This is a genomic window from Nocardia sp. NPDC050175, from assembly GCF_044459885.1.
Lineage (GTDB): Bacteria > Actinomycetota > Actinomycetes > Mycobacteriales > Mycobacteriaceae > Nocardia.
Window position 1 is genome coordinate 776,097 of record NZ_JBITJI010000001.1, and the last position, 25,838, is coordinate 801,934.

Below are 25,838 nucleotides of genomic sequence, written 5' to 3' on the forward strand. Positions count from 1 at the left end.
CGCAGCGAACCGTGGTGTGTAGCGTGCGAAATATGAAGAATCATCTCGTTCGCACCCACCGGTCCGCCGAGCAGTTCCCGCGCGAAGAACACCTCGCGTGGCGCATCGCCGAGGTCGCCACCGACTCGGTCGAGGTGGCGCCGGAAACGGCGGAGATGATCATCAACCGGATCATCGACAACGCCTCGGTCGCGGCCGCCTCGCTCACCCGCCGCCCGGTCGCCAATGCCCGCGCCCAAGCGCAGGCGCACCCCTACCAGCCCGGCGCAGCCGTGTTCGGTGTCGGCGGCAGCTACTCCCCCGAGTGGGCCGCCTGGGCCAACGGCGTCGCGGTGCGTGAACTCGATTTCCACGACACCTTCCTGGCCGCCGAATACTCCCACCCCGGCGACAACATTCCGCCGATCCTGGCCGTCGCCCAGCACGCCGGGCGCACCGGCCGGGACCTGATCCGCGGCCTGGCCACCGGCTACGAGATCCAGATCGATCTGGTGCGCGCGATCTGCCTGCACGAGCACAAGATCGACCACGTCGCCCACCTCGGCCCGTCGGCCGCCGCGGGCATCGGTACCTTGCTCGGCCTCGACGCCGAGACCATCTACCAGGCCGTCGGCCAGGCGCTGCACACCACGACCGCGACCAGGCAGTCCCGCAAGGGCGAGATCTCCAGCTGGAAGGCCTACGCGCCGGCGTTCGCGGGCAAGATGGCCGTCGAGGCGGTCGACCGGGCGCTGCGCGGCGAGGGTGCGCCGTCGCCGATCTGGGAGGGCGAGGACGGGGTGATCGCCTGGCTGCTCGGCGGTCCGGACAAGGAATACTCGGTCCCGCTGCCCGGCCCCGGCGAACCCAAGCGAGCCATCCTGGACTCCTACACCAAGGAACATTCCGCGGAGTATCAGAGCCAGGCGCCGATCGACCTAGCCCGCCGGATGCGCGACCAGATCGGCGATCTCGACCAGATCGCCTCGATCGTGCTGTACACCAGCCATCACACCCACGTCGTCATCGGCACCGGCTCCGGCGACCCACAGAAGTTCGAACCGACGGCCTCGCGCGAGACCCTGGATCACTCGGTGATGTACATCTTCGCGGTCGCGTTGCAGGACGGAACCTGGCACCACGAACGGTCTTACGCGCCCGAGCGCGCGCAGCGGCCCGACACCGTCGAGCTGTGGCGCAAGATCTCCACCGCCGAGGATCCCGAGTGGACCCGGCGGTATCACTCCACCGATCCCGCGGAGAAGGCGTTCGGTGCACGGGCCGAGGTCACCCTGAAGAGCGGTGAGGTGATCGTCGACGAGCTCGCGATCGCCGACGCGCACCCGCTTGGCGCGCGCCCGTTCGCTCGTGAGCAGTACATCGCGAAGTTCCGGACGCTGGCCGAGGGCGTTATCGCACCGGCCGAGCAGGATCGCTTCCTCGATGTCGCGCAGCGCACCGCTGAGCTGAGTGCCGCTGAGCTGTCCCAGCTTTCGTTCACGGTGTCCGATGAGGTCCTCGCGCGGGCACCGCAGCTGCCAAAGGGACTGTTCTGTTAACGCTTCTCCTGCCTGGAAGGCGGAAGATTTCACGCTCAGACCGCAACCGAACCGGCCACCCGCAAGAGGTGATCCGACTGTCTGACATCCTCAACACGTGTGTGGCCGCGCTCTGCCACAGCCAGAATCACCCTGGCCGCGTTCCGATCCCGACAGTCGGTGAACCCGCAACTGTGGCACCGGAAGGTTCGCTCCCCGAGCTCGAGTCGCTGCTTGGCTCTCACGAAACAACTCGAACACGTCATGCTCGTATAGGCGGGCCGCACCAACACCACCCTCCGACCGGCCCGCACACCACGCTCGATCAACTCCCGCTTCGCCGCACCAATCGCCGCATCCGCCGCCTTACGCGCCAACGTGGACTTCGCCAGGAATATCGGCTTGAAATCCTCCACCGCGATCACATCATGATGATAGACAACACTTTTGGCCCAGACCCGCGAATCGTGGCGGGTTTGCCGAGCCGGTTTCTTGTACAGTCTCGCCGCCAACCGTGCGGCCTGCTGATACCGCGACCACACCACCGGGATACTGATGCCTTTGGCCAGCACCAGCCGCCCACCACAGATCCTGAATCCACGGCGCGTGTACTCCAGCGACACCCGAGCCCTCTTACGCGCCTTGAACACCGGGCGCCCCCGACCCTTGACCGTGAACGACTGAGTCAGCGCCTGCGAGTAGGTCCGCAGGGTCTGCTGTTGAGCCATCTGCGATCCCTCCCGCAACCACATGTTCTGGCAGCGGGCCTCGGTCAGCAGCTTACTCAGTCTGTGGAAAGTCGGTGTGCGGCCCGACTTCTGCTGGTGGACGGCCTCATTCCACAGAAACCGGCAACGATTCCACTCAGCCAGCAAAGCAGATTCCGCGGTGCGGCCCGGCCGCAAACGAAAGCTGTACCGCACCAGCTCATCCATGCCCCCACAACCTAGCCCGCACCACCGACACCGAACGGAGGACAGCGCATCCTCCCCCTCATAAACGAGGGGGTAACCGCGCTAAACATCTGATGACAGGCCTTATTGCCGCCGATACCTCGGCCGCCGACAAGCGCGCGGCCTTTCGTGCTGGTCTTGCTTCGGGTTCGATTCAGCGGTTCCCCGGCGCGTTCAATCCGTTGGTGGCCAAGCTGATTCAGGAGATCGGGTTCGAGGGCGTTTATGTCTCGGGCGCGGTGGTCTCGGCCGATCTCGCGCTGCCCGATATCGGGCTCACCACGCTCACCGAGGTTTCCGAGCGTGGGCAGCAGATCGCGCGGGTGACCGAGTTGCCGACACTCATCGACGCCGACACCGGGTTCGGTGAGCCGATGAGCGCCGCGCGCACCGTGACCGTCCTCGAGGACGCTGGGATCGCGGGTTGCCACTTCGAGGACCAGGTCAATCCGAAGCGCTGCGGCCACCTGGACGGCAAGGCTGTGGTGCCGACCGCGGAGATGGTGCGCAGGCTGCGGGCGGCCGTAACTGCAAGGCGGGACCCGAATTTCGTGATCTGTGCGCGTACCGACGCGGCCGGGATCGAGGGCATCGACGCCGCCATCGAACGCGCCAAAGCGTACGCCGATGCCGGAGCGGATCTGATCTTCACCGAGGCGCTGGTCGACGAGAAGGATTTCGCGAAGTTCCGCGCTGCCGTCTCAATTCCGTTGCTGGCGAACATGACCGAGTTCGGCAAGTCCGAGTTGCTGTCGGCCAAGACGTTGGAGTCGGTCGGGTACAACGCGGTCATCTACCCGGTTTCCACGCTGCGCCTGGCGATGTGGGCCGCTGAGAACGGTCTGCGCGAGATCTTCGCCGAGGGCACCCAGGCCGGTCTGATCGATCGGATGCAGCCGCGCAGCCGGCTGTACGAGTTACTTCAGTACGAGCGGTACAACGAATTCGATTCCGACGTCTTCAATTTCAGCCTGGGAAGAGACCAATGAATACAGCATCGCTCCGCGATCCAATGGGGGGTGGCGGCCGGGCGGCGGGTGGGCCTGAGACAGCCATTCCGACTATCTACAAAGGGCTCGCCGGTGTTGTCGTGGACACCACTGCGGTGTCCAAGGTCGTGCCGGAAACCAACTCGCTGACCTACCGCGGCTATGCCGTGCAGGATCTGGCCGAGCACTGCAGTTTCGAGCAGGTCGCCTACCTGCTCTGGCACAGCGAATTGCCCAATGACGCTCAGCTGGAACGGTTCTGCCAGCAGGAGCGAGCCGCCCGCCGCGCCGATCGGTCGCTGCTGTCGCTGGTGACGAAGATGCCCGACAACTGCCATCCGATGGACGTCGTGCGCACCGCGATCAGCTACCTCGGCGCCGAGGATCCCGCCGAAGAAGACAACAGCCCAGCTGCCAATCGCGCCAAGGCGTTACGGATGATGGCGGTACTGCCGACCATCGTCGCGGCCGACCACCGCCGCCGCCACGGTCAGGACCCGATCGCCCCGCACTCGCACCTCGGGTTCGCCGAGAACTTCCTGAACATGTGCTTCGGCAAGATCCCGTCCCGCGAACTGGTGAAGGCGTTCGAGGTATCCCTGATCCTCTACGCCGAGCACAGTTTCAACGCCTCGACCTTCGCCGCCCGCGTCGTCACCTCGACCATGTCCGACATCTACAGCGCCGTCACCGCCGCCATCGGCGCCCTCAAGGGCCCGCTGCACGGCGGCGCCAACGAGGCGGTCATGCACGACATGATCGAGATCGACGACCCCGCCTTGGCCGAGGAGTGGCTGCGCAACAAGCTCGCCAAGAAGGAAAAGGTCATGGGCTTCGGCCACCGTGTCTACAAGAACGGCGACTCCCGGGTGCCGACGATGAAGAACGCCTTCATCGATATCGCCGACGCCACCGGCGGCCACAAGTGGGTCCGAATGTACGAAATCCTCGAACGAACCATGAACGACGCCACCGCGATCAAACCCAACCTCGACTTCCCCACCGGCCCCGCCTACTACCTCCTCGGCTTCGACATAGAAGTCTTCACCCCCATCTTCGTCATGAGCCGAATCACCGGCTGGGCCGCCCACATAATCGAACAATCCGAATCCAACGCCCTCATCCGCCCCCTGAGCGAATACGTCGGCGTCCCCCAACGCTCGGTCGTCGCCTGACCCGAACTCCTCCTCACGATCGTCGTATCCAGTTGGCAGGTAGGCGCCTGCGTCCGTCGAACTGAGCCCCGGCGATTGGCTAGGCTCTCTTCCCATGGCCGTCTACCTCGTCACTGGTGCCGCCGGATTCATCGATGCCAAGGGCGAGTTGGCCTTTGATTGGGGGCAAGTTGCGCCTTCGCGGAAAGTGATCGAAGCTCGAGCATCGATCAGGCCGGGCTGAAAGGGCATCGAGTGTGCTGCGATTGGTTGATCTGCCGCTGTCGTGCTGGTTGATCTGCCGCTGCTTCGGTGGTTGATGTGCCGTGCGAAACGTGGTGGATCTGCCGCTGTGTGGCAAGCAGTGGTCCCGGTCGGTGGCCTGCCGACAGGGCACTCCGCGGCCACTTGCATGGCCTCGATCCTGTTTGATGAGCCGGATGTGATCGTCCGCGAGATCGCGAAAATGATTCCTTCGATGGAGAACACCGGATATGTTTTAGTGAATGGCATTGCGGCGTTACCGAAGTAACCCTTCAGCGTGCAAAGTGTGAGTGTGGCTTAACGTTTGTGAAGGTGCGCTAATCCTGGTGGCCGGAATTGGACGAGCGACTTAAACTCTCAGACCCGACGGTATTCGACGGAAAGTAGCCGATGGGTAAGCACAGCGCTCCACGAAAGCCCGACGTTCCGATGCGGTTGGCCATGGTGTCGACGGCCGCGCTGCTCACCGCGCTGGTCACTGCCGACCGGAACTCGGAGAGCAGCGAGCCGACCGCCAGCCGCGGCCTGACCACCGTGGGCGAGCCGAGTGGACCGTTCTCCGCACCACCACCGGTCAGTGGGCCGGAAGCGCTGCCGGACGCGACGAGCGGCGAGCGGCCGTTCGGGGATACCGAACAGACTGTCGCCCCTGAGCCAAAGCCCACACCCAAGCTCGAGCCCGGCGGCAGACATCGTCGCGAAGAGCCGGAGGTGCCGGTCGACGAACCCGAAACCCCGCACCCGCGCGACGTTCTCAGCGGTGCGACCGCAGCGTGGATCTCGGGCACCACACAGGGCTACGAGTGGCTCGTTCATCTGGAGCAGTGCATCGTTTCGCACATGATGCCCAACGGGGAGCAGCGCAGCGTGTAATCAACGGACGGCGGGTTGCGGTAAGTGGTTGCGTTTTGGCACTATTGCCCCACTTATGCCGCTGGTTTCCGATTTCGTTTCCGACAGCCTCGCTGGTTTGTCCGTTGGTGACGCGCTGGGTGCACAGTTCTTCGTGCCCGGCCGGTCCGTCCCTGATCTACTGGCCGGGCGACCGCCGGCCGCCCCATGGCCGTGGACCGACGACACCGAGATGGCCTGCTCGGTCTACGCGGAAATCCGCGGCCGCGGCCACATCGACCAGGACGCCCTCGCGGCCGTGTTCGCCGATCGCTGCGAACCGTATCGCGGCTATGGCGGCGGCACAGTCGTTGTGCTGCACGAGATTCGCGACGGCCGCCCCTGGGCCGAAGCCGCAGGCGCTGCCTTCGGCGGACTCGGATCATGGGGAAATGGAGCCGCGATGCGAGTCGCCCCGCTCGGCGCCTACTTCGCCGGCGATCTGGATCGAGCGGCGGCACAGGCCGCACTGTCCGCCGAGGTCACCCACCGACATCCGGAAGCGATCGTCGGCGCCATGGTGATCGGCGTAGCGGCCGCCCACGCCGCGGCGACACGCGAAACAGGCTGCACGCCAGGCGAATTACTGCAGGCGGTCGAACCGTATCTGATCGACGGCCGAACTGCCGACGGCGTCCGTCGCGCCGGCAAGCTGCTCGGTCGACCGGTGGCGGAGGCGGCATTCGAGCTCGGCAACGGCGCAGAAGTCAGCGCCCAGGACACAGTTCCGTTCACCTTGTGGGCAGCCGCAACCTTCCTCGATGACTACCCCTCCGCCATCACCGCCTGCGTCGAGGCCGGCGGAGACGCGGATACTACAGCCGCGATAGTCGGTGGCATCGTGGCGGCGCACACGGGAATCGGACCTCGAGGCGATATCCGCGGCATTCCGGAGCAATGGCTGGCCGCCCGCGAGCCGCTGCCGACGTGGGCGACAGATTGACGCGGACCATATCCGGTGCCAGTTGCGCGCGAAACTATATTTCGAAATACAGCCACACTGTTTGACAACTGGTCGGGATCTGCGACAGTACTCACTACAGCCCGTCCGCGCAGCCGCTCGGCATCTGCTGCCACGAACGCCGGACTGTCCAGTCGGATAATAATGCGATAACAGTTGCAGCAGGTTAGCCACGCGCTCAGGCAAACGCTTTCAAGATTTCGACATGTCACGTCTAGTACCGCACATGACTAGGCAAATCCCCAGATGGAGAGACCGCTCCGGCCGTAGTCGCCTGCGATTAGTTACGAGTCAAACAGAAGCCGTAGTGTGATAACGGTCACACCGGCACAGGCAAACACCATCAGACCAGAGAGGTGTCAACCACCTCGGCCGAGTTAAATTCTGGCTACTGAAACTTGTTTGCTGCGCTTCACACATCTTGATACGATAATTTCATTCAACCAATGGTTGAAGATCAATGATGACCAGAATTTCCGTCAGCGTGATGATTTGTCAATGATTTCGGTTCAGAATACACGGTTGAGCCGGTGGAAATCAAGCGCAGTTCACCGGAGGGAAAGCAGTGCAGGGGCTTACGCAAGAGGACGTCCGACATACATTCGACGGGGGTCTCCCGTCGCACAATGACATCGATTCGGTAATCATTGTCGGCGCCGGACTCACCGGACTCGCCGCGGCAAACGAATTAACAAAACAGGGAACCAAGGTCACCGTCCTCGAAGCGAACGCCCGCCCGGGCGGACGCACCTGGACCTACCGTGACCCATTCGCCGACGGCCTGCATGCGGAAGCCGGCGCGATGACGGTCACCGAGCATTGCCACTACACGATGCACTATCTCGGCGAGATGGGCCTGGAGACCGAACCGAGCGATCTTGTCGACACCGACTTCAGCTACTACCGCAACGGCATTCGAATCCGACCGGACCAGATCCCCGACCACGCCGAAACCTTGGGTCTACACCCGGACGAGCGGAACCTCACCGTCACCGACCTTTTCGCCAGATACGTCACCAAGTTCAACGAGAACATCGGCCCGGAGGTCGCGGAACTCGATTGGACCCCGACACCGAATCTGCTGGAACTCGACCAGATCTCGGTCCGCCGGGTACTCGAGGACCAAGGCGCCTCCCCCGCCGCGATCAGCCTGATCGAGCCGCTGTTCCTCGAAATGCGCGGCGGCGAACTGGGATCCGCGTCGGCGATGGCCTGGGCCCGCTACGAGTCGAGCCCACGCTCCTTCTCCACCGCGGACGCGCAGTGGTACAAGGTCAAGGGCGGCACCGACCGACTGGCCCAGGCCATGGCGGACAAGGTCAAAGACCGCATCTTCTACCGGAAACCGGTCGTCCGCATCACCCAAACCGACCACGAAGCACAGGTCACCTTCCTCGACCGCGACCGGCTGCAGACGTTGAGCGCGGACCGAGTCATTGTCACCGCACCTTTCAGCAGCGTGCGCAGGCTCAACCTGTCGATGGCCGGACTGTCGGCCGAAAAGCACTCGGCTATCCGCAAACTCAGGTATGTATCGGTCCTGCGCATATACCTGCAGATGCGCAAGAAGTTCTGGCCGGAAGACCGCCTGATGGTGTCCACGGATACCCCGATCTGCACGGTCCGCGACGCCACCCCGAGCCAACCCGGCCCCCGCAAGATCCTCGAGTGCTGGCTCACCGGCTGGCCCGCTCAGGCGGCAGCGAGCATGAGCGAGGACGAGCGGGTGACTTTCGCGCTGAACGAAGTGGAGTCGATGCTCCCCGGCGCACGCGCCAACTTCGAGGTGGGCGCCTCTGTGGCCTGGGACAACGAACCATTCGCGGGCGGCGCCTACGTCCTGCCGGAAGTGGGCCACAGCGACCTCATGGAACACACTCGAACATCTGAAGGCCGAATACATTTCGCAGGTGAGCACACCGCGTTCGAACCGAACGGCGGCTCGATGAACTACGCACTGGAGTCGTCTATTCGAGTTCTTCTCGAACTATCAGCCAGCTGACTTTCACGCCGACCGCCCCGATGCGCACCGCAGGGTCGGTCGGCACCATTTCGCGAGCAAGTAAAACTGAATCGCTACACCAGAAGGGAGGAGCGCTTTGCTTCATCCGCGCTTGTTGATCGTGTCGGATTGCGAGGGGATCGAGGATACGGTCAACGACCTCAAACGGCACGGTTTCGATCCCGAGCCGTCCTCGACGGGAGCCAAAACCCTGGCGTCCTACCCCGACTTCGACGTAATACTCATCGACCTCGACTTCACCGATTTCGACGGACTCACCCTGTGCCGGGAAATCCGCCGAGCCAGCGACATTCCGATCATCGGTTTCTCCTCGTTCGAACTAGACCAGGTCCTCGCGCTGGAGGCGGGTTGCGACGACTGCGTCGTGAAGCCGTATCACAGCCGTGAGCTCATGGCGCGTCTCAGAGGTCTGCTGCGCCGCGTGCACATGATGTCCCAACCGGCCCTCATCGTCGGCCAACTCGAGATCGACTCGGCGCTACGCGAGGTCAGAGTCGGCAACCGGCTGGTCGAACTGACCCGCAAGGAATTCGAACTGCTGCGGCTGCTCGCCACCGAACCGCAGAAGGTCTTCTGCCGGGCCGAGCTGCTGCAGCGGGTGTGGGGATATGACGATGTGGACGCCGAGGTGACGTCGCTGGCCAGCCGGACCATCGACACCCACCTCAGCAGCGTCCGCAAGAAGCTCGGTTCGCCGGACTGGATCGTCACCGTGCACGGCGTCGGGTTCCGCTTCAACGACGAAGCCACCCGCGGCAAGTCGGCGCAGGCCGTCGAACCGGCCCGCGCCGGCGGGGCCGCGGGCTAGCCGCTACCCCGTCTGCACCTTCGATGGGGTGAGCTGCGTTGTGCCACGGTACAACTCGGCGAACTCCCCGATGATGGCGTCCTGCTCTGCTCGAACGTCACGCCCCTCACACAGCGAGTCCAGCACCGCGCTCGACTCCTGCTGCACCCGCTGCACCGCGTCGTACGGCATGTGGGTGAATGCCACCAATTGGTAAAGCGGCGTGTACAAGTCGGGACGCAGCTCGTGCAGCCGACGTTCCAGCGCCTTGCGCTCCAGGAACAGCGGACTGTTCACGTGATCGGAGAGTTCCTCGAGATTCCGCATCGACAACTCCGCGAGCGCGTGCCCCGCCTTCACCCGCACGTCGCTGTATTCGTCGACCACGACCTCCGCCACGGTCTTCACGGTTCCGCCCTCGGACCGGACCGCGGCCTGGAACTTCTCCAGCAGACTCGCCAGCGTGGCGGCATCCTCGAAACTGCAGTTGATGCCCTGCCCGTAGAACGGGACCACCGCGTGCGCGGCATCACCGACCAGCACCGCACGCCGATGGTGATACGGCGCGGTATTGATGATCCGCAGGTAACCGGGACTCCGACTGGCCAGCTCGTTGCCGACCTCGGCCATCCGCCCGAAGACATCAGGGAACTCGGTCGCGCAGTACCGGCTGATCGCCGACGCCGACGGCAGGCCCGAAAAGTGCCGCTGCGCATCATCTCCGGCCGTCGGCTTGAACAGACTGGTGGTGAAGGTCTGATCCCGGTTCGGCTGGGCCTGCAGGAAGTGGTCGCCGCGCGGCCACAGGTGCATCCCCGTCGGGTCGGCGTCCCCGTAGTCCATGGTGATCTCGGCGTAGCCGTGCGCGATGGTGTCGCGCGTCATCCGCATGTCCGCCGGATGCGCGGCGACGATGGCGTCGCGCACCGCACTGTTGGCACCATCGCAGCCGACGAGCAGATCCCCGCTGACCCAGGTCGATGAACCGTCCCGGTCTTGCAGCAGCGCCGAGGCGCGCGCGGTATCCACATCGATGCACTCCTGCCCGTAGTGGATCCGCGCGCCCGCCCGCAGCGCTTGATCGCGCAGCAGGTCCTGCAGGATGCCGCGCGGGATGGACAGCAGGTGATGGTTGTACAGCGTGCCGTACGCCTGCGTGGAGATCGCGCCGTCCCGATGGTGGATGATCCGCTTGGCCAGCACCGAGCCCTGCAGATACAGGCGGCGCCGGACCGACAGCGGCAGGCAGTCGAGCCCGCGCGAGGTGAGCGTCAGGTTGAACGAGTGGCCCGACCCGGTTCCCGCCGACTCCGTTTGCCGCTCAAAGAGATCCACCGCCAAGCCCTGCCGCCGCAACAGCGTGGCCAAGGCGCAGCCGACCGGCCCGGCGCCGATGATCACTACCGAGCGCATCGCTAATTCAGACATTCTCTTCTCCTCCTTGGGCAGGCTGCGCGATGGCGCCGACGGCGCGGAAATACTCGAACATCCGGTGGATCCATCCCGGATCCGCCTGCGGATAGGGGCAGCCGACGTCGGCGAGGGCGCGCCTGGATTTCTCGTTGTCGAAGGAATGCGCGCCGAGGCGCATCACGCCCTCGCGCATGAGCGGCACCAGCGGACCGAGTCCGCGCCGTTCGTCGTCGTTCTCGGCGGTCTCGCGTTCCAACGCGGCCATCCACTCGGATCCGCTGGTCGAGTCCGTCGCGTAGCCCTCCGCGCGAATGGCCTCGATGATGGTCGGCCAGGCGAGCCCGTCCGGGTGGTACAGATGCCAATTCTCGTTGTCCCGCTTGTCTTCCGACAGCCGGATGATGGCGCGCGCCACGTAGTCCACCGGCAGCAGGTCGATGGCCGGCGTGTCGACGATGTCGTCCGGGTAGCAGCCGAGCAGCGCGAAACCCTTCATCTGCAACCAGAAGAAGTCGTCGTGCCTGCAGGCGCCGGTGCGGCGGTGACCGGCGATGCGGCCGACGCGGTGCACGGTGACCGGCAGACCGGCCTCCCGCGCCCGGAACGCGAGTTGCTCGGCGACCCACTTGCTCTGCGAATACCCGATCCCCAGCGACGCGGGGTCGCCCGGCACGGTGTCCTCGCCGACCTGACCGGATGTCGAGTCCGGCGGGAAGACGCCGAGTGTCGAGATCAGGCGCAACGGCGTGCGGTTGATTCCGCAGAAGTCCAACAGGTTTCGCAGTCCGTCGACATTCGTGCGCTTGACCGTGTGATACGGCACGACGAAGTTGATATGCGCGGCCGCGTGATAGACGTCGGTCACCTCGCGCGCCAACGCGTCGTACTCGGTGCCGAGGCCGAACCGAGGTTGGTCGAGATTGCCGAGGCAGACGCCCACCTCGTCCAGCCCGGAGGGGTCGAGCGCGAACTTACGGAACGTCCGGCGCAGGCGGTCCCGCCCGTCCGCGAGGCTGTCGGCGCGGACCAGGCAGTGCACCCGGTGCCCGGTGCGCAGCAGTTCGTCGAGCAGGTGGCTGCCGAGGAATCCTGTTGCGCCGGTGAGGAATACCGTGCCGTTGACCGGTTCCCGCCGCTCCCCCACGACCAGGTCGTGCAGGCGGGCGTCCGTGCTGAGGTCCGGGGCCGCGGCGGCAAAGCGGTCGGCGAGGCTCTTCGTCATCCCACGCGGCGTCGGCGTGCTCAGCAGCGTCGACAGCGCGACGTCGGTGTGGAAGCGCTGCTTGACCAGCCGGTGCAGGCGGGCGGCGAGCAGCGAGTGGCCACCGAGGACGAAGAAGTCGTCCTCCGGCGTTGCCGGGCGGCGGCCGAGCACCTCGTTCCACAGCTCGGCCATCGTTGTCTCCGAATCCGTCCATGCGACATCGGAATTCGCGACGGCGTCCGGCGTGGTGGCCTCGATGGGCAAGTCCGCCAAGGCACGGCGGTCGGTCTTCCCGTTCGGCGTCACCGGGATGGTGTCGATGCGGGTGACCTGCCGCGGGATCATGTAGGCGGGCAGCACGGCGGCGAGCCGGGTGCGCCAATCCGTCGGCGGCTCCGCGTCGCTCTGCACGAAGGCGTGCAGCGCGCGGTCACCACCGTCGGACACCACGATCACCGCGGCCGCGTCCACGGTGAATTCCCGTTCCAGCGCGGCCTCGACCTCGCCGGGTTCGACGCGGTAACCGCGGATCTTGACCTGGTCGTCCTTGCGGCCGCGGTAATGCAGCCGCCCGTCCGGTGCCAGCACGACCACGTCACCGGTGCGGTACATCAGCTGCCCGGCGACGAACGGATCGGGGACCATGGCTTCACGCGTCTTGTCCGGCAGCCCGATGTATCCGGGCGAAACGACCGGTCCCGCAACACACAGTTCCCCTTCGACACCGAAGGGCGCCAGCCGGGCCGCGCCGGTCGAATCGGCATCGAGCACATACGCGTCGACGCCGGCGACCACTCGGCCGATCGATGGGATGGTCGGCCACGTATCGGGATCGGCGGGCAGCTCGTCCCAGCTGCAGAGATGGGCCTCGGACGGCCCATAAGCGTTGATCAGCCGAGCGTCCGGATTCCGCCGGAACATCGCCCGCACGTCGCCGGTGATCACCAGCCGCTCGCCGGTGACATACACCTCGCGCAGGTCGGGCAGTTCCACCGTGGACGACCGCAGCACGGCGGCGAGCTCACGGAGCGTCACGTACGGCAGGTAGGCCCGCTCGACCCGCTCTTCCGCGAGCAGCGCGGCCAACGCCTCGAAATCGGTACGGGCCTGGGCGGGCGGTATCACCAAAGTGCCGCCGTTGCAAAGGGTTCCGAACACCTCGATGGCGAACACGTCGAACGCGGGCGGCATGTACTGCAGCGTGCGCATCCGGCGGTCCGAGGTTAAGAGGGCCTGGTTGTGCACGAGGTTGGCGAGGGTGATCTCCGGCATCCGGACACCCTTGGGGCGGCCTGTGGAACCCGAGGTGTAGACGATGTAGGCCGTGTCCTCCGGCGTCTTTCGCTGCTCCTCGAATGTGGCTTCCGTACCGGCGATTTCGGTCGCATCGATGACCTCGAGTCCCGAAGGCAACGAGGCCTCGGTAATGTCGATCTCGGGCGCACGCACCAGAATCGTTGCGCCACAGTCGTTCAAGGTGAAGTTCAATCGCTCCCACGGCTGATCGGCGTCGAGGGTGACGTAGCTGCCGCCCGCGCGCAGGATGCCGATGACCGTCGCGATCAGGTCGAGCCCGGGCCGCATCAGCACGGCGACCGGTTGCCCGTCGCGGACTCCTCGGTCCACCAGGATCGCGGCCACCGCGTCTGCGCGCCTTGCCAATTCGGCGTAGGTGGTTGCCGTGCCGTCCACCGTAATCGCAGGATCCGCACTTGCCGTCGCAGTGGTAGCCGCGAACAGGTCGGCGGTCAGCTCGGTGCCGAGCTCCGGTGCGTCCGTCCGGCGCGCGCACAGCTCGGCAATCGCCCGCTGCTCCGCATCGCTCGTCCAGTCCAGGTCGTCGACCTGCGCGTCCGGGTCGGTGAGCACGCTGTCCAGCAGGATCTGCAGGCGCTGTGCCAGGTATTCCGTGAAGTTTTCGCCGTCGGCCGCGGCTGTCGCGTGCTCGACGACCAACGTGTAATGGTCCGAGGTCTCGTCCACCGTGATCGCCAGGTCATACTTGGCGCCGCCGGTCTCGTGCTCCCACGTCTCGACGCCCCAATCGGGCAGGTCCAAACGTCGAGCGGCGGCGGGCATTACGGTGACCATCGCGTTGAACAAGGCACCGTCCTGACTGCCTCCGGCCGCGCGCAGCTCACCGAGCACGGCTTCCAGCGGCGCATGCCGATGCCGAAGGGCGTCCAGCACTTCGTGTTTCGCCGAACTCAGCACGTCACGGATCGAATCACCGTCGAACCGGTGCTGCAGCACAACGGTATTGGTGAGATGGGCGAGCACCTCGGCGTCGCCGGCACCACGCACGGAGATCGGGATGCCGAGCAGCACGTCGTCCTGACCGGTCTGCCGGTGCAGCAGCACGAAGCTGAGCGCGACGAAGAACATGCTGGTGGTGACGCCTTCGGCGGCGCAGAACTCGCGCACCCGCGCCGACAGTCGCTCGTCGAGTACCACCTGCCGGGTGACGTGTCGCGCCGGTCCCTCGGCGGGCAGCCCGAGCGGGGCCGCCGCCGGTGCGTCCGCCAGCTTGTCCCGCCAGTACCGCAGTGTCTCGGCATCGGCGGACAGCTCGGTCCAGCGCTCGTAGGCCTCGATGGCCTGACGCCGATCTTCCTGCGGCGGCTCGTCACCGCGCATGACCGCGGTGTAGGCCGCTTCCACCTGACTGAGGTACGGCTTCCACGACATGCCGTCGAAGACGGTGTGGTGAATGTTGAACACCAGCATGCTGTTGCCCGCATCGCCGAACCGGAGATGGCGTACCCGCGCGAGCGGACCGGCACGCAGATCGAAAGCGGCGCCGGCGATCTCGTGCACCTGCTCGGCCACCCACGCATCGGTGTCGCCGTCGGGCCGGTCACGCACATCGACGTCCGGTGCCAGCTCGCGGTGCACCACCTGTTGCAGATCACCGTCGGCATCCATCTCGAATGTGGTTCGCAGCGCGGCGTGATCGCGATGGACGACAGCCAAGGCCTCGACGAGACAGTCGTGGTCGAGCCGAGTGCCCAGGCGCAACACCAGTGGCTGGTTGTACGCCGTGGGATCGGCCCCGTAGATGCTGTCGAACCACAGTCCAGGTTGAGCCGGCGACGCGGGCAGACGCTGCGCGCCATTCGCGGTGTGTTGATCGGTCGCTGTCATGGTCAGCCTCGCGCACGCTTGGTGCGGATCAGGTCGGCGACACCACGTACGGTGCCTGCGCCGACGATGTCGTCGGGTGCCAGGGCGACGCCCAACACGTCCTCGAGCCGGGCGCCGAGGTCGATCAATTGCAGTGAGGTGACCCCGCTTTCGATGAGGCCGGCGTCCAGGTCGAGTTCTTCGGTCTTGGTGATGTCCGCCAGCGACGAGCGCACGACCGCGGCGAGCCGGTCCGGGGTGGCGCTGGGGGTGGCGTCGTCGCCTGCGGCCTCCTCCGTCTCCTCGGCGCTGTGCGCGGCGAGCCGTGAGCCGAGTTCCTTGCGATCGATTTTCCCGTTGGTGTTGCGCGGGAAGGCGTCGACCACCAGTACCGTCGACGGAACCATGTAGTCAGGCAGCTGATTTCGCAGATGATCCAGCAGTTCGGGCTCGGCGATCTCGTGCCCCGTGCTCGGCACGCACCACAGCGCGAGCTGATCGGCGGCCCCATCGCTCGGGACGGCCTGCGCGACCGCCTGCTGGACGCCGGGAAACGCCTCGGCCGTCAACTCGACATGCCTTGGCTCCACGCGGAATCCACGCACCTTCACCATCTGGTCGGTGCGGCCGGCGAGCACGATCTCCCCGTCGGTGGTCAGCTTGGCCAGATCGCCGGTCCGCAGCAATCGCTGACCGTCGTGCCGGACGAACTTCCGCTCGGTCTGTTCCGGGTCACCGAGATACCCGGAGGCTACGCCGTCGCCCGCGATGCACAACTCGCCGATCCGGTCCGGCGGGCATTCCACCAATTCCTCGTCACGCACGGTCATTTCGACGGTCGGCATGGGTCGGCCGACCGGGATCTCAGCATTGGCCAGATCCGCCGAGGTGATCTTGTGCACCGCGGTCAACGCGGAGTTCTCGGTGCAGCCGAAGGCGTTGAACACGTCGCCGTCGATAACCGCCAGCGCGCGCTCGAGGTGCGATGCGGACGGGAAGTCGCCGCTGACGATCACCGTCTGGACGTGCGTGAGATTCTCCGAATGATGCTCGACGAGCAGGTTGAACAGGCCGACCGACAGGTTGAGCACCGTAATCCGCTCGCGGGCAATAAGTCTCGCGAGCTCGCCGAGCGGCGGCATCTCCTGCGGCGCGACCGTGAGGCGGCCACCACGCAACAGACAGGTCCAGATGTCGGTGGTCGACGCAGCGAACGCGGGCTGCGCGAGCTGCAGGAACCGGTCGTCCGGCCCGGGCGTGAACCCGGTGAGATGCTGGGAAACCCGGGAGATCCCGCGATGCGCGATCACCACGCCCTTGGGCACACCGGTCGAGCCGGATGTGAACAGGACGAACGCCGGCGCAGCGGCGGTGACCGCCGACGGCCCCGATTCCGTGGACAACGACGCCGCGGCCGACAACAGCTCACTGACCGGCAAGCACGACTCCGCTGGAATCCCTTCCACCGCATCGGCATCCGTCACCGTCACGTCAGGCTCGGCGACCTGGAACATCCGCGACTTGTGCTCCGCGGGGTGGACCGGATTGAACGGAACCACCACCAGACCGGCCTTGAGAATGCCGAGGAACACCTGATAGGTGGCGAGGCTGCGCTCGAGATGCACCCCGACCCGCGCGCCCGTGGTCAGCCCGCGTTCGCGCAACGCCCGCGCGATCTGGCTGCTGAGGTTGTCCAGTTCCGCGTAGGTCAGCGTGCTGCTGCCGTCGGAAATCGCTTCGCGGTCGGCATGTTCGCGCGCCGTCCGCACGAAGGCGTCGACGATCGTTTCGGTGGTCGCACCCTCGGCCGGGCCCGTTGTGACGGACTCGACAGGGGCGGTCAGTGTCTGTTTCATCGCGCTGATGTCACCGTTCCTTCCGGTGTGGATGGGCCTGGGTGGCGCGGCGCCAGGCCGAGGTGCCGCAGGCTGGTCCGGCCGAACGGGGTCGACGGGTCCGCCAGGTCCAGCGGCAGGTCGAAGTGGTCCCGCTCGGGCACGATCTGTGCCGTCACCGGGACCGACTGGGCGGCAAGATATTCCGCGTACATCTCGTGCTGATGCAGATACGTTCGCGTCTCATGGCGCCCGGCGGCGAGCAGGATCGAATCGCACCGCGGCGGCGGCATCCGCAGCGGGCTGCACGCGGCAGCGAGCTCGGGCGTCAGCCGGACGGCCTCGTTGACGTAGGTCTCCGGGATCTCGGTGAGGTCGTACAGCCCGCTCAGCAGGCACGCGCTGCGTACCTGGGGCGCGCTGTCCCCGGTGAGCGCCGCGGCGAGCAGATGGGCGCCCGCGCTGCTGCCCGCCACGTGCAGTTGCTCCGGGTCGATGCCGAGCATCGGCCCGGTGGTGACGAGCCACTCGAGCGCCCTGGCCACCGAGGCGATCATGCCGGGCACGGTGCGGTCCGGGGCGAGCCCGTAACCCACTGCGACATAAGCACATCCGTGCGCTACCGCGTGCTCGGCGGCAAAGCAGGCGTCGTCGATGCCGGACTCCTGCCAGTGGCCGCCGTGCACGAAGACCAGCGCGGGTGTCTCCGGTCCCCGAGTGCCTTGCGGCACAGCGGGAAACACATGGCACCGTTCGCCGTGTCCCTCGCCGTACGGCACCGCGATGTGCACGTCGAGCCCGGACCGGGCGGCGTCGCTGCGGGTCCGATACCGCTGCAGCGAGCCGGCGGTATCGCGCGCGACCGAACTCGGCGAGTACTCGCGGTCGAGTAGCTTACTCATCGGCCTTACGCCCTTCGATTACGCCGTGCGGCGTCCAGCCTTCGTTGTGGATCTGCTTGATATCGACGAACCCGGAAGCGACGAGCCATTCTTCGTGCTCGTGCCACGGATAGATCGTGGATTCCTCTGCAGGCAATGTCGCGAAGTACACATTGTCCAGAGCGGTATAGAGCGGTCCGCGACCGTCGTCGTCGGCGAACGCGTTGAACACGATCACCCGGCCGCCCGGCGGCAGCGCCGCGTGCGCCCGCTCGAGCAGCGCCCGGTTCTGCTCCGGCGACCAGATCACGAACTGATGGGCGAACAGCGCCATGTCGTATCCGCCGGGCAGCGGATCGCCGAACATGTCGCCGGCGACGACGTCGATCCGATCGCCGAGTCCGGCGGCCGCGATATTGTCACCGGCCACCTCGACGGCGCCCGCGAGATCGAACACGGTGATCTTCAGGTGCGGGTGGGCCTGGGCGAGCGCGATCGCGTTGACCGCGTCGCCGCCACCGACATCGAGGAGCTTGGTCACGCCGCTGTAGTCCACCTGGTGCAGCAGCACCGGATTGGACAGCTCCGACCAGGAGTGCATGCCGCGGAAGAACAGCGCCTCCAGCTCCGGCGTCTGCTCGAGCCGGGTGTAGAGGTCGTTTCCCTTGCCGGGCAGGTGCTTCAGGCCGAGGTTCTTCCCGGTCCGCAGCGACTCGGCGTACTCCTTCGCGGGCAGGTAGGACAGCCGCTGCTGGAAGTCGATGATGTTGCGGATGAGCGGCCAGGTGCCGTCGGCCATCGCGTCGTGCAGCATCGCGCTCAGCGTGTACTGCTCACCCTCGCGGTCGGTGAGGCCGAGCGAGGTGGTGCCGAGCAGCAGCTGGCGCGCGGATTTGCCGGGCAGCCCCAGCCCCGCGGCGGCCTGGTCGCTGGTGGACGGGCCGTTCAGGTCGAGGTATTCGAACAGTTGCAATTCCGAGGCCGCGCGCAGCTGCTGAAAGGCAGCAAACCCGAACAACACCGGGACAAGCGAGGTGAGGTCGACCGGTTTCGTCAGCTCGGTCTTCAGTTCCGTCATCGGGTGTTTGGCGCGGATACTCCCGCGTTCGCGGGGAGAGGAAGCGCCATCCTCCTTTTCAGTGGTTTGGTCGTGCGGATGTGTCGGTGGTGGCGGTTAGGTTGTCGGGTGTGGTCTACATCCGGGTGCGGAAGGTCCACAGTTCCGGGAAGAAGCGGTGGTCGTTGATGGCACGGAGCCACGGTGCTCCGTCGGTGCCCGCCGTGCCGCTCTTGCCGCCGAGCATCCGTTCGACCACCAGCAGGTGGGTGGCCCGCCAGTGCGAGAACTGATAGGCGACCTCCAAGAGGCTCTCCGCCAGCCGGTGCGCGTTGTGATGCCGCTCCGGGTGCTGGTAGATCTGCAGCCAGACGTCTTCGATCAGCGGGTTCGACTCATGTTGTTGTGCAGGCGGTTTCGCGAGGCACTCGGCGGGGATCGAAAAGCCCTGCCGGGCAAGGTGTTGCAATACGGCGTCGTATATTGACGGCTTCTCCAGTTCGACCCGCAGCAACGGGTGTCCGTCGCGGACTGCCGCCTCCACCTGACGCTCCGGCCGGTTACCCATCACGAATTCCAAAGCGCGGTAGGCGAAAGACTGCGTGCCGGACGCATCGTTAAGCACATGCCGGAACGCGATGAACTCGTCGACCGACATGCCGTTCATCGACTCCCAGCAGGCCACGAGTACTCGTTGGGTGCGAGTCGCCCGCGCCAGCGCCAGGCAGGTGTCGGCCACATCGTCACGTTCCAGCGCGGCCCGCGCGGTGTCGAGATCGTCGATCACCGCGCGGAACAACAACTCCTTCACATGACTGATCAGGATGAAGTTCATCTCGCCGCGGGCATCGCTACGCGGGACCTGCAGCTCGTGCAGTTCATCCATGTGCGCGTAGGTGACGTACTCGGGTGCGAGATACTCGGGGGCAGTGGTCATTACAGTCCTTCCACGGCGCGGCACAGCACGTCGACTGCCTGCGCCACCTGCTCGTGCGTCACGTACAGCGGCGCGAAGGCGAAGCGGATCAGGTCGGGCGGCCGGGCGTCGACGAGCACGCCGTTGTCGGCGAGGGCGCTTTCGACCTTGTTCACCTGGGGAACTCGCAGTGCGAGGTGCCCGCCGCGACGGTCCGCGACCTCGGGCGACGCGAGTTGGTGCAGCAGTTCCGGGCGGCGGTCGGCGAGGCACTCGAGGAAGAATCCGCTGAGATCCTTTGAGCGCCGGTGCAACTCGTGGATGCCCACCTCGATCAACGGGGCGAGGGCGTGATTCAGGCCGACCAGGCTGAGCAGCGGCGGTGTGCCGGTGCGGGCTTGATTGATGTCGTCGGCAGGTATGAACGTCTGCGCCATCGCGAAGGGCTTGGCGTGCCCGTGCCAACCTGACAGCGGGAAGTCCACTGTCGACTGGAGTCTGGTGGGGACGTAGGTGAAAGCCGGTGCGCCAGGGCCGCCGCCGAGATACTTGTAGCCGCAGCCCACGGCGAGATCGACCGCATTGGCGTCGAGGTCGACCGGAAGCACCCCGGTGGCGTGGCTGAGATCCCACACCGACAGGGCGCCTACGGCATGACACAGCGCGGTGATCGGCCGGAGCTCGCGTCGCTCCCCCGTGCGGAAATCCACGGGCGCGGCGAGAGCAACCGCCACCTGAGTGCCGTTGTCCCGCAGGTATTCATCGAAGCCGGTGCGCGTCTCGACGACGAGCTCACGGTCCAGCAGCCTGGCCACCGAGTCCGCGATGTACAGGTCGGTCGGGAACGACTCGCCCTCGATCAGCAGCACCGGGCGGTCCGGGCGTAGGCGGCAGGCGGCGGTCAACACGTTGAACAGCGTCGTCGACGTCGTCTCGCCGGCGACCAACACCTGTCCGGGCCCCGCACCGAGCAATGAGCCCAGCTTGTCGCCCACCGTGCGAGGCAGATCCAGCCACCCGTCCTGGAACCATGCCTGCACCTGTCGAGGCGCCCACTGGCCGGTCACCACGCGATCGAGTTCGGCCGCGAGGCTGCCCCGCGGCGGGCCGAGCGAATTGCCGTTGAGATGGATGGCGCCGTCGGTGGCGAACTCCCGCGCGTACTCGGCAAGCGGATCGACCTCGTCGCGACGCCGCGCTTCATCGAGCATGCCTGTGCTCGGCATGGTTACTCCGGATTCCGGTCGTACTGTCATCCCTCACTCGCCTTTCTGCTCGTCGTCGATCGCGGGAACCCATATCTGCCCGGTGATCTGCACGCTGGCGGTGCCGTCGTGGACGGAACCGGTACAGCCGAAGACGGATTCGTTGCCGTCTCCCGTCACCTGGCGAACCGTCACCGGCGTCTTGCCGTCGGCGGTCAAGCCGAGCCCGGTGAGGCCGAGCGCGGCTGCCGCCGGTAGGCAACCGGCGTCCTCTGGAATGCCGAATCCCGGCGCGAAAACGCGGGCGAGCACTTCCTGTCGATCCGGGTCCCAGCGATAAGCGGTGAGATCCGTGAGCCCTACCTCCCGCATCCGCTCGAGATCCGGGATGGGCAGGGATCGCGGGTCCTCGGTGACCCGCACGAAGTTGAAAGCGCGGCCTATGCCGCCTGCATGGGAAGTACCCATGTTCCAGCCGAACAACCGGGGATCGTGCGGAATCTGTTCGTGCACAACGGGTCCGTCGAACGGCACCCGCACCTCGGTGCCGTCGGTCCACAGCCATTGGCAGCCGACCTCGGCGGTCCGGCCGAGGTCACCGGGGTCGAGCTGACCGGTGCCGACCAGGCAGGCGGCCACGCCGGCCAGCGAATGCGTGCCGAATGGTGTCTCGCCGTCGGTGCTGAAGATGCGCGAGGCGAAAGTCCGCTGCGCTCTGGAGCATTCGCTGACCAGAGCGGTCTCGTCCGAATTGCCGTGGCGCGCATACTCGGTGGCTTCGGCCACCACGCCGTCGTCGCACCGGCCCGCCGGGATCAGCACGTCCAGGGTGCTGCCGCGGCCGGGTGCCGCGCCGAACATGTCCACTCGCAGTACTCGCATCACTCGCCTCCGAGGTGCTTCTCAGCGAAGTCGACAACGACCTGTTCGTCGCCCTGATACGGCTGATCCAGGCGCGGCCAGTGCACGACGAGGTCGGTGATACCGATCTCCTCGAGCTCGCCGGCGGCGTCCTCATAGGCGGCCAGCGAACTGGTGATCCCGCCGACGGCCGCATCGCCGACGAACAGCTTGCCGAGGGTGGCTGGGTCCCGGCCCACCCGCTCGCACGCGGCGTCGATGGCGCGCACTTGGTCCCGCAACATGGGCACGACCTCACGCAGCGGCCGCATGCGGAAGTCGTTGGGCGGGCCGGAGGTAACCCAGTACCGCGCGTATCCGGCGGCCAGTGCCATCCCGCGCCGGCCGGTCGCGGCCACGGCGAAGGGCAGGCGCGGCGCGTCGTCGGCGCGCGGGTGGAAATCCACGCCCGCCGCGGTGTACCAGCGTGACACCTTTGTCACGGAGCCGCGGACGAGCACGGTATCGAGGAGTTCGACGAACGCCTCGAATCGATCGGCCCGCTCGCGCGCGCCGAGGTCCGGTCCACCGAGGACGCTTGCGTCGAATCCCGGTGCGCCGGAGCCGAGTCCGCAGATCAGCCGACCGCTCGCGATGTCGTCGACGGTGACGAGTTCCTTGGCGAGCGCGACCGGATGGCGGAAGTTCGGGGTGGCCACGAGCAGGCCGAGGCCGATGGAGCTGGTGACGGTGGCGGCGGCCGTGAGGGTCGGGATCGAGCCGTACCAGTTGCGGTCGGCGAGCCAGCGCCACATCAGATGGTCGTAGGTCCAGGCGTGCTGGTAGCCGAGCTGCTCGGCGGCCCGCCACCGGTCGGCGGCGACCTTCCACTCGTGCTCGGGCAACAGGACTATGCCGTGTTTCATCGGCGCGCCTCCTCGAGTCGCATGTCCGATACCAGCCGAGCCGCCCGGTCGAGCACCTGCAGGATGTCGCTGACCAGCGGTCGCATCACCTCGTCGGACTGTTGGGTGACGACCGGGTAGTGCTGGCCGTCGACGTTGGGATACAGCCCGTTGTGCTTCAGGTCAGCGGCGAGGTCAGCGATGCGGGCATCGAGCTGTGCCACGAATTCGGCGTGGCTCACGGGGCGCCGGACGGTCAGGAAGAAGTTGTCGTACAGGTCTTCCTTCTCCCGGGAAATGCTCACCCCCGGCGCGCCCACCGACTTCTGCAGCAGCGAATGACCGTCCGGCACAAGATGATCGGCGATGTGACTGTGCGTCACCTCGTTACGGGCGACCGCTTCGTCGAGCGCGGCGCACGAGCCGTCTTCCTGCCAGGGCAAATTGCTGCGGAAGAGTCGGCGCACCCCTCGGTAGTCCGGCGCCCAGGTGCCGCTGAACGCGGGGTGCTGCAACGCCATTCGCGCCCTGATGTCGGCGTGATAGAGCTCCCTCGGGACGGTGGACGAGTAGAGCAGCGTCGTGCTGTACCCGTCGATGCAGGCGGACAGCAGGTCGAGCTCGCGCTCGCCGGGCCGGTCGGCGTCTTCGTCGGCATGATGCCGGACGACGTCGTGCATGGCCCGCCACAGCAGGAACGAGATCTGGTGACCCGCGATCCAGCGGTACCAGAACAGCCGCTCCTCCTCGACCGGCTTGGTGCCGAAGACGTTGTACTCCAGCGTCTCTCGTTCGACGGTGGCGGCGTCCTCATCCGATCCGTCGAAATCGTCGCCGATCGGCGGCATGAACAGCACATGCGGCTGCAATGCGGGCGGACGGCGCTTCTTCGAATCATGTCCGTTGCGGCTGCTCACGACCCTGCTCCAGGAAAGTAGATGAACTCCATCTCGAGACCGTTGGGGTCGACGACATACAGGCTCTGCATGCCGTCCGCATCGGTCACGATGTCGGAGGGCCCCTCGTCGCTGGCCCAGGTGAGGTCGGTCGACTCGCGGGCCTTCAGCCACTGCTCCCGAAGCGTGACAAGGTCTTCCGGTCGGTTCACGGTGAGACCGAGGTGTTGGTATTGGTAGCCGAGCGGGTCCGGGCCGTCTTGCGTGTGCTCGGCCCGGTCGAAGACGTGGAATCGCACGTCCCCCGTTTTCAGCTCGACCAGCTTCTCGATTCCCGGCAGTCGGTCGAGAGTGAGTGGCGAGAAGCTGTCGAGCTTCCATTCCACCGTGGCGCCGAGGAATTCCTGGTACCACCGGATCGTGGCGTCCACGTCGTCGGTCTGAATGGCGAGGTGGTGAAATCTCGGCGCGATGTCAAGCCCGTGCATCGGATGCCTTTCCGTCGCGAATGTGCTCATGGTGGGCCCCTCACCGCAGTGGGAGGGGTTGTCCCAGCACCTTCCATACTCGGCGGGTAGCGACGTCCGGGGCAATCAAATGGGGTTCAAGAAACTCTTAAATCGGTGTCAGACAACAATTGTCGATGGTTGTCTAAAACCTTTGCCTGCCAGGGGGTTTAGTCTGCTCCGGACGGGTTACTCCAGCGCACAATGGGATTGAAAAGAGCGTCCACCGAAGCCGGAGCCCCGATGGACGCTCGAAATGGACGGTTTCGTCCACTAATACGTTACGCCACAATATTATCGGCGAACCTCACAAATGCTCCCTGGCTTCCTCGGCAGGCACCGGCTGCATCGCGCCGTCGTCCTGAGTGGACGGGTGCGCGCGTTGCAGGAGATCCGGTATCAGCGTGAGCAGCCCGCACAGCGCCATGGCAACACCGATCCACAGCGGTGCCGTGAGGCCGAGTCCGGCACTGATCCCGATGCCGCCGAGCCACGGGCCGATGACGACACCGATGTTGATGGCGGAGCCGTTGACGGTGTTGACCAGCGCGCCCTCGTTCGACACCGACATCACCCTGGCCGCCATGGCCGGGTTGAGCGGCAGGCCGACCAGGCCGAGCAGGACGGTGGCGGCGATCGTCGGCGCCTTGTACTCGACACACAGCGCGAAAGCGGTGAGTACCAGCATCAATGCGATCAGGCCGCCGAACAGAATCGGCCGCGTGTAGCGGTCCGCGAACCGGCCGACGACGGCATTGCCCACCACCGTCGCTATCCCGTACACGACGAACAGCAGCGGCACCGTCGCGGGCGCGAAGTGCGTCGCGTCGGTGAAAATCGGTGAGAGATAGGTGAATCCGGCCACGACCGAGCCGATGACGAGGGCATTGGTCGCGTACGCGCCCCACAGTCGCAGGTTACGGAACGCCTGGATCTCGGACCGGAAGTCCATGGTCTGGGTATTGCCGCCGGACGGAACCAGCAGCACGACCGCCGCGATACACAGCACCGCCAGCGCGTCGACCAGCCAGAAGCTGGCCCGCCAGCCGAAGTGCTGCTCGATGAAGGTGGCCACCGGCAGGCCGACCACCTGAGCGACCATCATGCCGCCGTACAGCACCGACATCGCGCGCCCGCGTCGCTCGGCGCCGACGAGTCGCACGCAAACCGCGGCAGCGACGCCGAAGAACGCCGAAGCCGCCAGCGCGGTAACCACTCTCGCCACCACCAGCACCCAGTAGTCCTGGGCCAGCGCGCCGATCGTCTGCCCGACCACGAACACCACGAGCAGCCAGATCAGCGACTTCTTCTGCGGCACTTTGGATAAGCCGACGATCAAGACCGGGCCGCCGACGACCATGCCGAAGGCGAAGATCGAGACCAGGTAACCGATGGCGGCGATGGAGACGCCGAGGTCGCTCGACATGCCGGGAATGAGCCCGGCGACCATGATTTCGGTGGTGTTGAGGCAGAAAACGCCCAGGCCCAACACATATACGGCGAAAGGCACGGTTCCCC

At 66.1% G+C, this 25,838-nt stretch carries 22 protein-coding genes; 9 read left to right on the forward strand and 13 right to left on the reverse strand.

Annotation, left to right across the window (positions count from 1 at the left end):
• The first annotated feature begins 32 nt into the window (after positions 1-32).
• Positions 33-1,538 (forward strand): 2-methylcitrate dehydratase PrpD, encoded by a 1,506-nt coding sequence (gene prpD, locus ACIBK2_RS03495; protein WP_396963193.1) that lies wholly within the window; start codon positions 33-35, stop codon positions 1,536-1,538.
• A gap of 35 nt (positions 1,539-1,573) precedes the next feature.
• Here the strand turns inward: prpD and ACIBK2_RS03500 are convergent, their stop codons facing one another.
• Positions 1,574-2,452: an RNA-guided endonuclease InsQ/TnpB family protein gene (locus tag ACIBK2_RS03500; protein WP_396963195.1), complete on the reverse strand. Its 879-nt coding sequence runs from the start codon at positions 2,450-2,452 to the stop codon at positions 1,574-1,576.
• A 92-nt stretch (positions 2,453-2,544) separates the two neighbouring features.
• Between ACIBK2_RS03500 and prpB the strand changes: the two genes are divergently transcribed.
• From prpB to ACIBK2_RS03540, 8 genes are all read left to right on the forward strand, one after another.
• Entirely contained in the window at positions 2,545-3,459 is a 915-nt protein-coding gene (gene prpB, locus ACIBK2_RS03505) for a methylisocitrate lyase (protein WP_396963197.1), read from the forward strand.
• Between the two features lie 23 nt (positions 3,460-3,482).
• Positions 3,483-4,634 carry a bifunctional 2-methylcitrate synthase/citrate synthase gene (locus tag ACIBK2_RS03510; RefSeq protein WP_396964024.1) on the forward strand — a complete coding sequence of 384 codons (1,152 nt, stop codon included), beginning with the start codon at positions 3,483-3,485 and terminating at the stop codon, positions 4,632-4,634.
• A gap of 94 nt (positions 4,635-4,728) precedes the next feature.
• On the forward strand, positions 4,729-4,857 hold the full coding sequence (locus ACIBK2_RS03515) for a hypothetical protein (protein WP_396963199.1): 129 nt from the start codon (positions 4,729-4,731) through the stop codon (positions 4,855-4,857).
• Between the two features lie 42 nt (positions 4,858-4,899).
• Complete coding sequence (locus tag ACIBK2_RS03520) at positions 4,900-5,145, forward strand: hypothetical protein (RefSeq protein ID WP_396963201.1); 246 nt, start codon at positions 4,900-4,902, stop codon at positions 5,143-5,145.
• Between the two features lie 122 nt (positions 5,146-5,267).
• On the forward strand, positions 5,268-5,750 hold the full coding sequence (locus ACIBK2_RS03525; protein ID WP_396963203.1) for a hypothetical protein: 483 nt from the start codon (positions 5,268-5,270) through the stop codon (positions 5,748-5,750).
• A gap of 97 nt (positions 5,751-5,847) precedes the next feature.
• Positions 5,848-6,711, forward strand: coding sequence for an ADP-ribosylglycohydrolase family protein (locus tag ACIBK2_RS03530; RefSeq protein WP_396963205.1), 864 nt, complete (start codon positions 5,848-5,850; stop codon positions 6,709-6,711).
• Positions 6,712-7,294: 583 nt separating this feature from the next.
• Positions 7,295-8,731, forward strand: coding sequence for a flavin monoamine oxidase family protein (locus tag ACIBK2_RS03535; protein WP_396963207.1), 1,437 nt, complete (start codon positions 7,295-7,297; stop codon positions 8,729-8,731).
• 97 nt (positions 8,732-8,828) lie between these two features.
• Complete coding sequence (locus tag ACIBK2_RS03540; protein WP_396963209.1) at positions 8,829-9,560, forward strand: response regulator transcription factor; 732 nt, start codon at positions 8,829-8,831, stop codon at positions 9,558-9,560.
• A 3-nt stretch (positions 9,561-9,563) separates the two neighbouring features.
• Here the strand turns inward: ACIBK2_RS03540 and ACIBK2_RS03545 are convergent, their stop codons facing one another.
• The 12 genes from ACIBK2_RS03545 to ACIBK2_RS03600 all read right to left on the reverse strand — a co-directional run bounded on the left by ACIBK2_RS03545 (position 9,564) and on the right by ACIBK2_RS03600 (position 25,830).
• Entirely contained in the window at positions 9,564-10,967 is a 1,404-nt protein-coding gene (locus ACIBK2_RS03545; protein ID WP_396963211.1) for an FAD-dependent oxidoreductase, read from the reverse strand.
• The gene (locus ACIBK2_RS03550; protein ID WP_396963213.1) at positions 10,960-15,300 is read right to left on the reverse strand and encodes an amino acid adenylation domain-containing protein; all 4,341 of its coding nucleotides are present in this window, start codon (positions 15,298-15,300) and stop codon (positions 10,960-10,962) included. The genes ACIBK2_RS03545 and ACIBK2_RS03550 overlap by 8 nt, the downstream gene beginning before the upstream one ends.
• 2 nt (positions 15,301-15,302) lie before the next feature.
• On the reverse strand, positions 15,303-17,135 hold the full coding sequence (locus ACIBK2_RS03555) for a non-ribosomal peptide synthetase (protein ID WP_396963215.1): 1,833 nt from the start codon (positions 17,133-17,135) through the stop codon (positions 15,303-15,305).
• Positions 17,132-18,016, reverse strand: a complete 885-nt coding sequence (locus ACIBK2_RS03560) for an alpha/beta hydrolase (RefSeq protein WP_396963217.1) — start codon at positions 18,014-18,016, stop codon at positions 17,132-17,134. Before ACIBK2_RS03560 ends, ACIBK2_RS03555 begins: the two co-directional genes overlap by 4 nt.
• Positions 18,009-19,073 (reverse strand): methyltransferase, encoded by a 1,065-nt coding sequence (locus tag ACIBK2_RS03565; RefSeq protein ID WP_396963219.1) that lies wholly within the window; start codon positions 19,071-19,073, stop codon positions 18,009-18,011. The genes ACIBK2_RS03560 and ACIBK2_RS03565 overlap by 8 nt, the downstream gene beginning before the upstream one ends.
• A gap of 115 nt (positions 19,074-19,188) precedes the next feature.
• A complete protein-coding gene (locus ACIBK2_RS03570; RefSeq protein ID WP_396963221.1) occupies positions 19,189-19,989 on the reverse strand; it encodes a tryptophan 2,3-dioxygenase in 801 nt (266 codons plus the stop codon).
• Positions 19,989-21,224 carry an aminotransferase class V-fold PLP-dependent enzyme gene (locus ACIBK2_RS03575; RefSeq protein WP_396963223.1) on the reverse strand — a complete coding sequence of 412 codons (1,236 nt, stop codon included), beginning with the start codon at positions 21,222-21,224 and terminating at the stop codon, positions 19,989-19,991. The genes ACIBK2_RS03570 and ACIBK2_RS03575 overlap by 1 nt, the downstream gene beginning before the upstream one ends.
• 3 nt (positions 21,225-21,227) lie before the next feature.
• A complete protein-coding gene (locus ACIBK2_RS03580; protein WP_396963225.1) occupies positions 21,228-22,055 on the reverse strand; it encodes a phenazine biosynthesis protein PhzF in 828 nt (275 codons plus the stop codon).
• Positions 22,055-22,939 (reverse strand): LLM class flavin-dependent oxidoreductase, encoded by an 885-nt coding sequence (locus tag ACIBK2_RS03585; RefSeq protein ID WP_396963227.1) that lies wholly within the window; start codon positions 22,937-22,939, stop codon positions 22,055-22,057. Before ACIBK2_RS03585 ends, ACIBK2_RS03580 begins: the two co-directional genes overlap by 1 nt.
• Positions 22,936-23,835 carry an L-tyrosine 3-hydroxylase gene (locus tag ACIBK2_RS03590; protein WP_396963229.1) on the reverse strand — a complete coding sequence of 300 codons (900 nt, stop codon included), beginning with the start codon at positions 23,833-23,835 and terminating at the stop codon, positions 22,936-22,938. The genes ACIBK2_RS03585 and ACIBK2_RS03590 overlap by 4 nt, the downstream gene beginning before the upstream one ends.
• Positions 23,832-24,332, reverse strand: coding sequence for a VOC family protein (locus ACIBK2_RS03595; protein WP_396963231.1), 501 nt, complete (start codon positions 24,330-24,332; stop codon positions 23,832-23,834). Before ACIBK2_RS03595 ends, ACIBK2_RS03590 begins: the two co-directional genes overlap by 4 nt.
• A 295-nt stretch (positions 24,333-24,627) precedes the next feature.
• Positions 24,628-25,830: an MFS transporter gene (locus ACIBK2_RS03600; protein ID WP_396963233.1), complete on the reverse strand. Its 1,203-nt coding sequence runs from the start codon at positions 25,828-25,830 to the stop codon at positions 24,628-24,630.
• Positions 25,831-25,838: the final 8 nt, after the last annotated feature.

Bases quoted from the DNA above. Each gene is read 5' to 3' on its own strand.
- prpD (WP_396963193.1), top strand. From the start codon at position 33: ATGAAGAATCATCTCGTTCGCACCCACCGGTCCGCCGAGCAGTTCCCG.
- ACIBK2_RS03595 (WP_396963231.1), bottom strand. From the start codon at position 24,332: ATGAGCACATTCGCGACGGAAAGGCATCCGATGCACGGGCTTGACATC.
- ACIBK2_RS03510 (WP_396964024.1), top strand. From the start codon at position 3,483: ATGGGGGGTGGCGGCCGGGCGGCGGGTGGGCCTGAGACAGCCATTCCG.
- ACIBK2_RS03585 (WP_396963227.1), bottom strand. From the start codon at position 22,939: ATGAAACACGGCATAGTCCTGTTGCCCGAGCACGAGTGGAAGGTCGCC.
- ACIBK2_RS03570 (WP_396963221.1), bottom strand. From the start codon at position 19,989: ATGACCACTGCCCCCGAGTATCTCGCACCCGAGTACGTCACCTACGCG.
- ACIBK2_RS03555 (WP_396963215.1), bottom strand. From the start codon at position 17,135: ATGAAACAGACACTGACCGCCCCTGTCGAGTCCGTCACAACGGGCCCG.
- prpB (WP_396963197.1), top strand. From the start codon at position 2,545: ATGACAGGCCTTATTGCCGCCGATACCTCGGCCGCCGACAAGCGCGCG.
- ACIBK2_RS03565 (WP_396963219.1), bottom strand. From the start codon at position 19,073: ATGACGGAACTGAAGACCGAGCTGACGAAACCGGTCGACCTCACCTCG.
- ACIBK2_RS03580 (WP_396963225.1), bottom strand. From the start codon at position 22,055: ATGCGAGTACTGCGAGTGGACATGTTCGGCGCGGCACCCGGCCGCGGC.
- ACIBK2_RS03515 (WP_396963199.1), top strand. From the start codon at position 4,729: ATGGCCGTCTACCTCGTCACTGGTGCCGCCGGATTCATCGATGCCAAG.
- ACIBK2_RS03545 (WP_396963211.1), bottom strand. From the start codon at position 10,967: ATGTCTGAATTAGCGATGCGCTCGGTAGTGATCATCGGCGCCGGGCCG.
- ACIBK2_RS03550 (WP_396963213.1), bottom strand. From the start codon at position 15,300: ATGACAGCGACCGATCAACACACCGCGAATGGCGCGCAGCGTCTGCCC.
- ACIBK2_RS03500 (WP_396963195.1), bottom strand. From the start codon at position 2,452: ATGGATGAGCTGGTGCGGTACAGCTTTCGTTTGCGGCCGGGCCGCACC.
- ACIBK2_RS03575 (WP_396963223.1), bottom strand. From the start codon at position 21,224: ATGACAGTACGACCGGAATCCGGAGTAACCATGCCGAGCACAGGCATG.
- ACIBK2_RS03525 (WP_396963203.1), top strand. From the start codon at position 5,268: ATGGGTAAGCACAGCGCTCCACGAAAGCCCGACGTTCCGATGCGGTTG.
- ACIBK2_RS03560 (WP_396963217.1), bottom strand. From the start codon at position 18,016: ATGAGTAAGCTACTCGACCGCGAGTACTCGCCGAGTTCGGTCGCGCGC.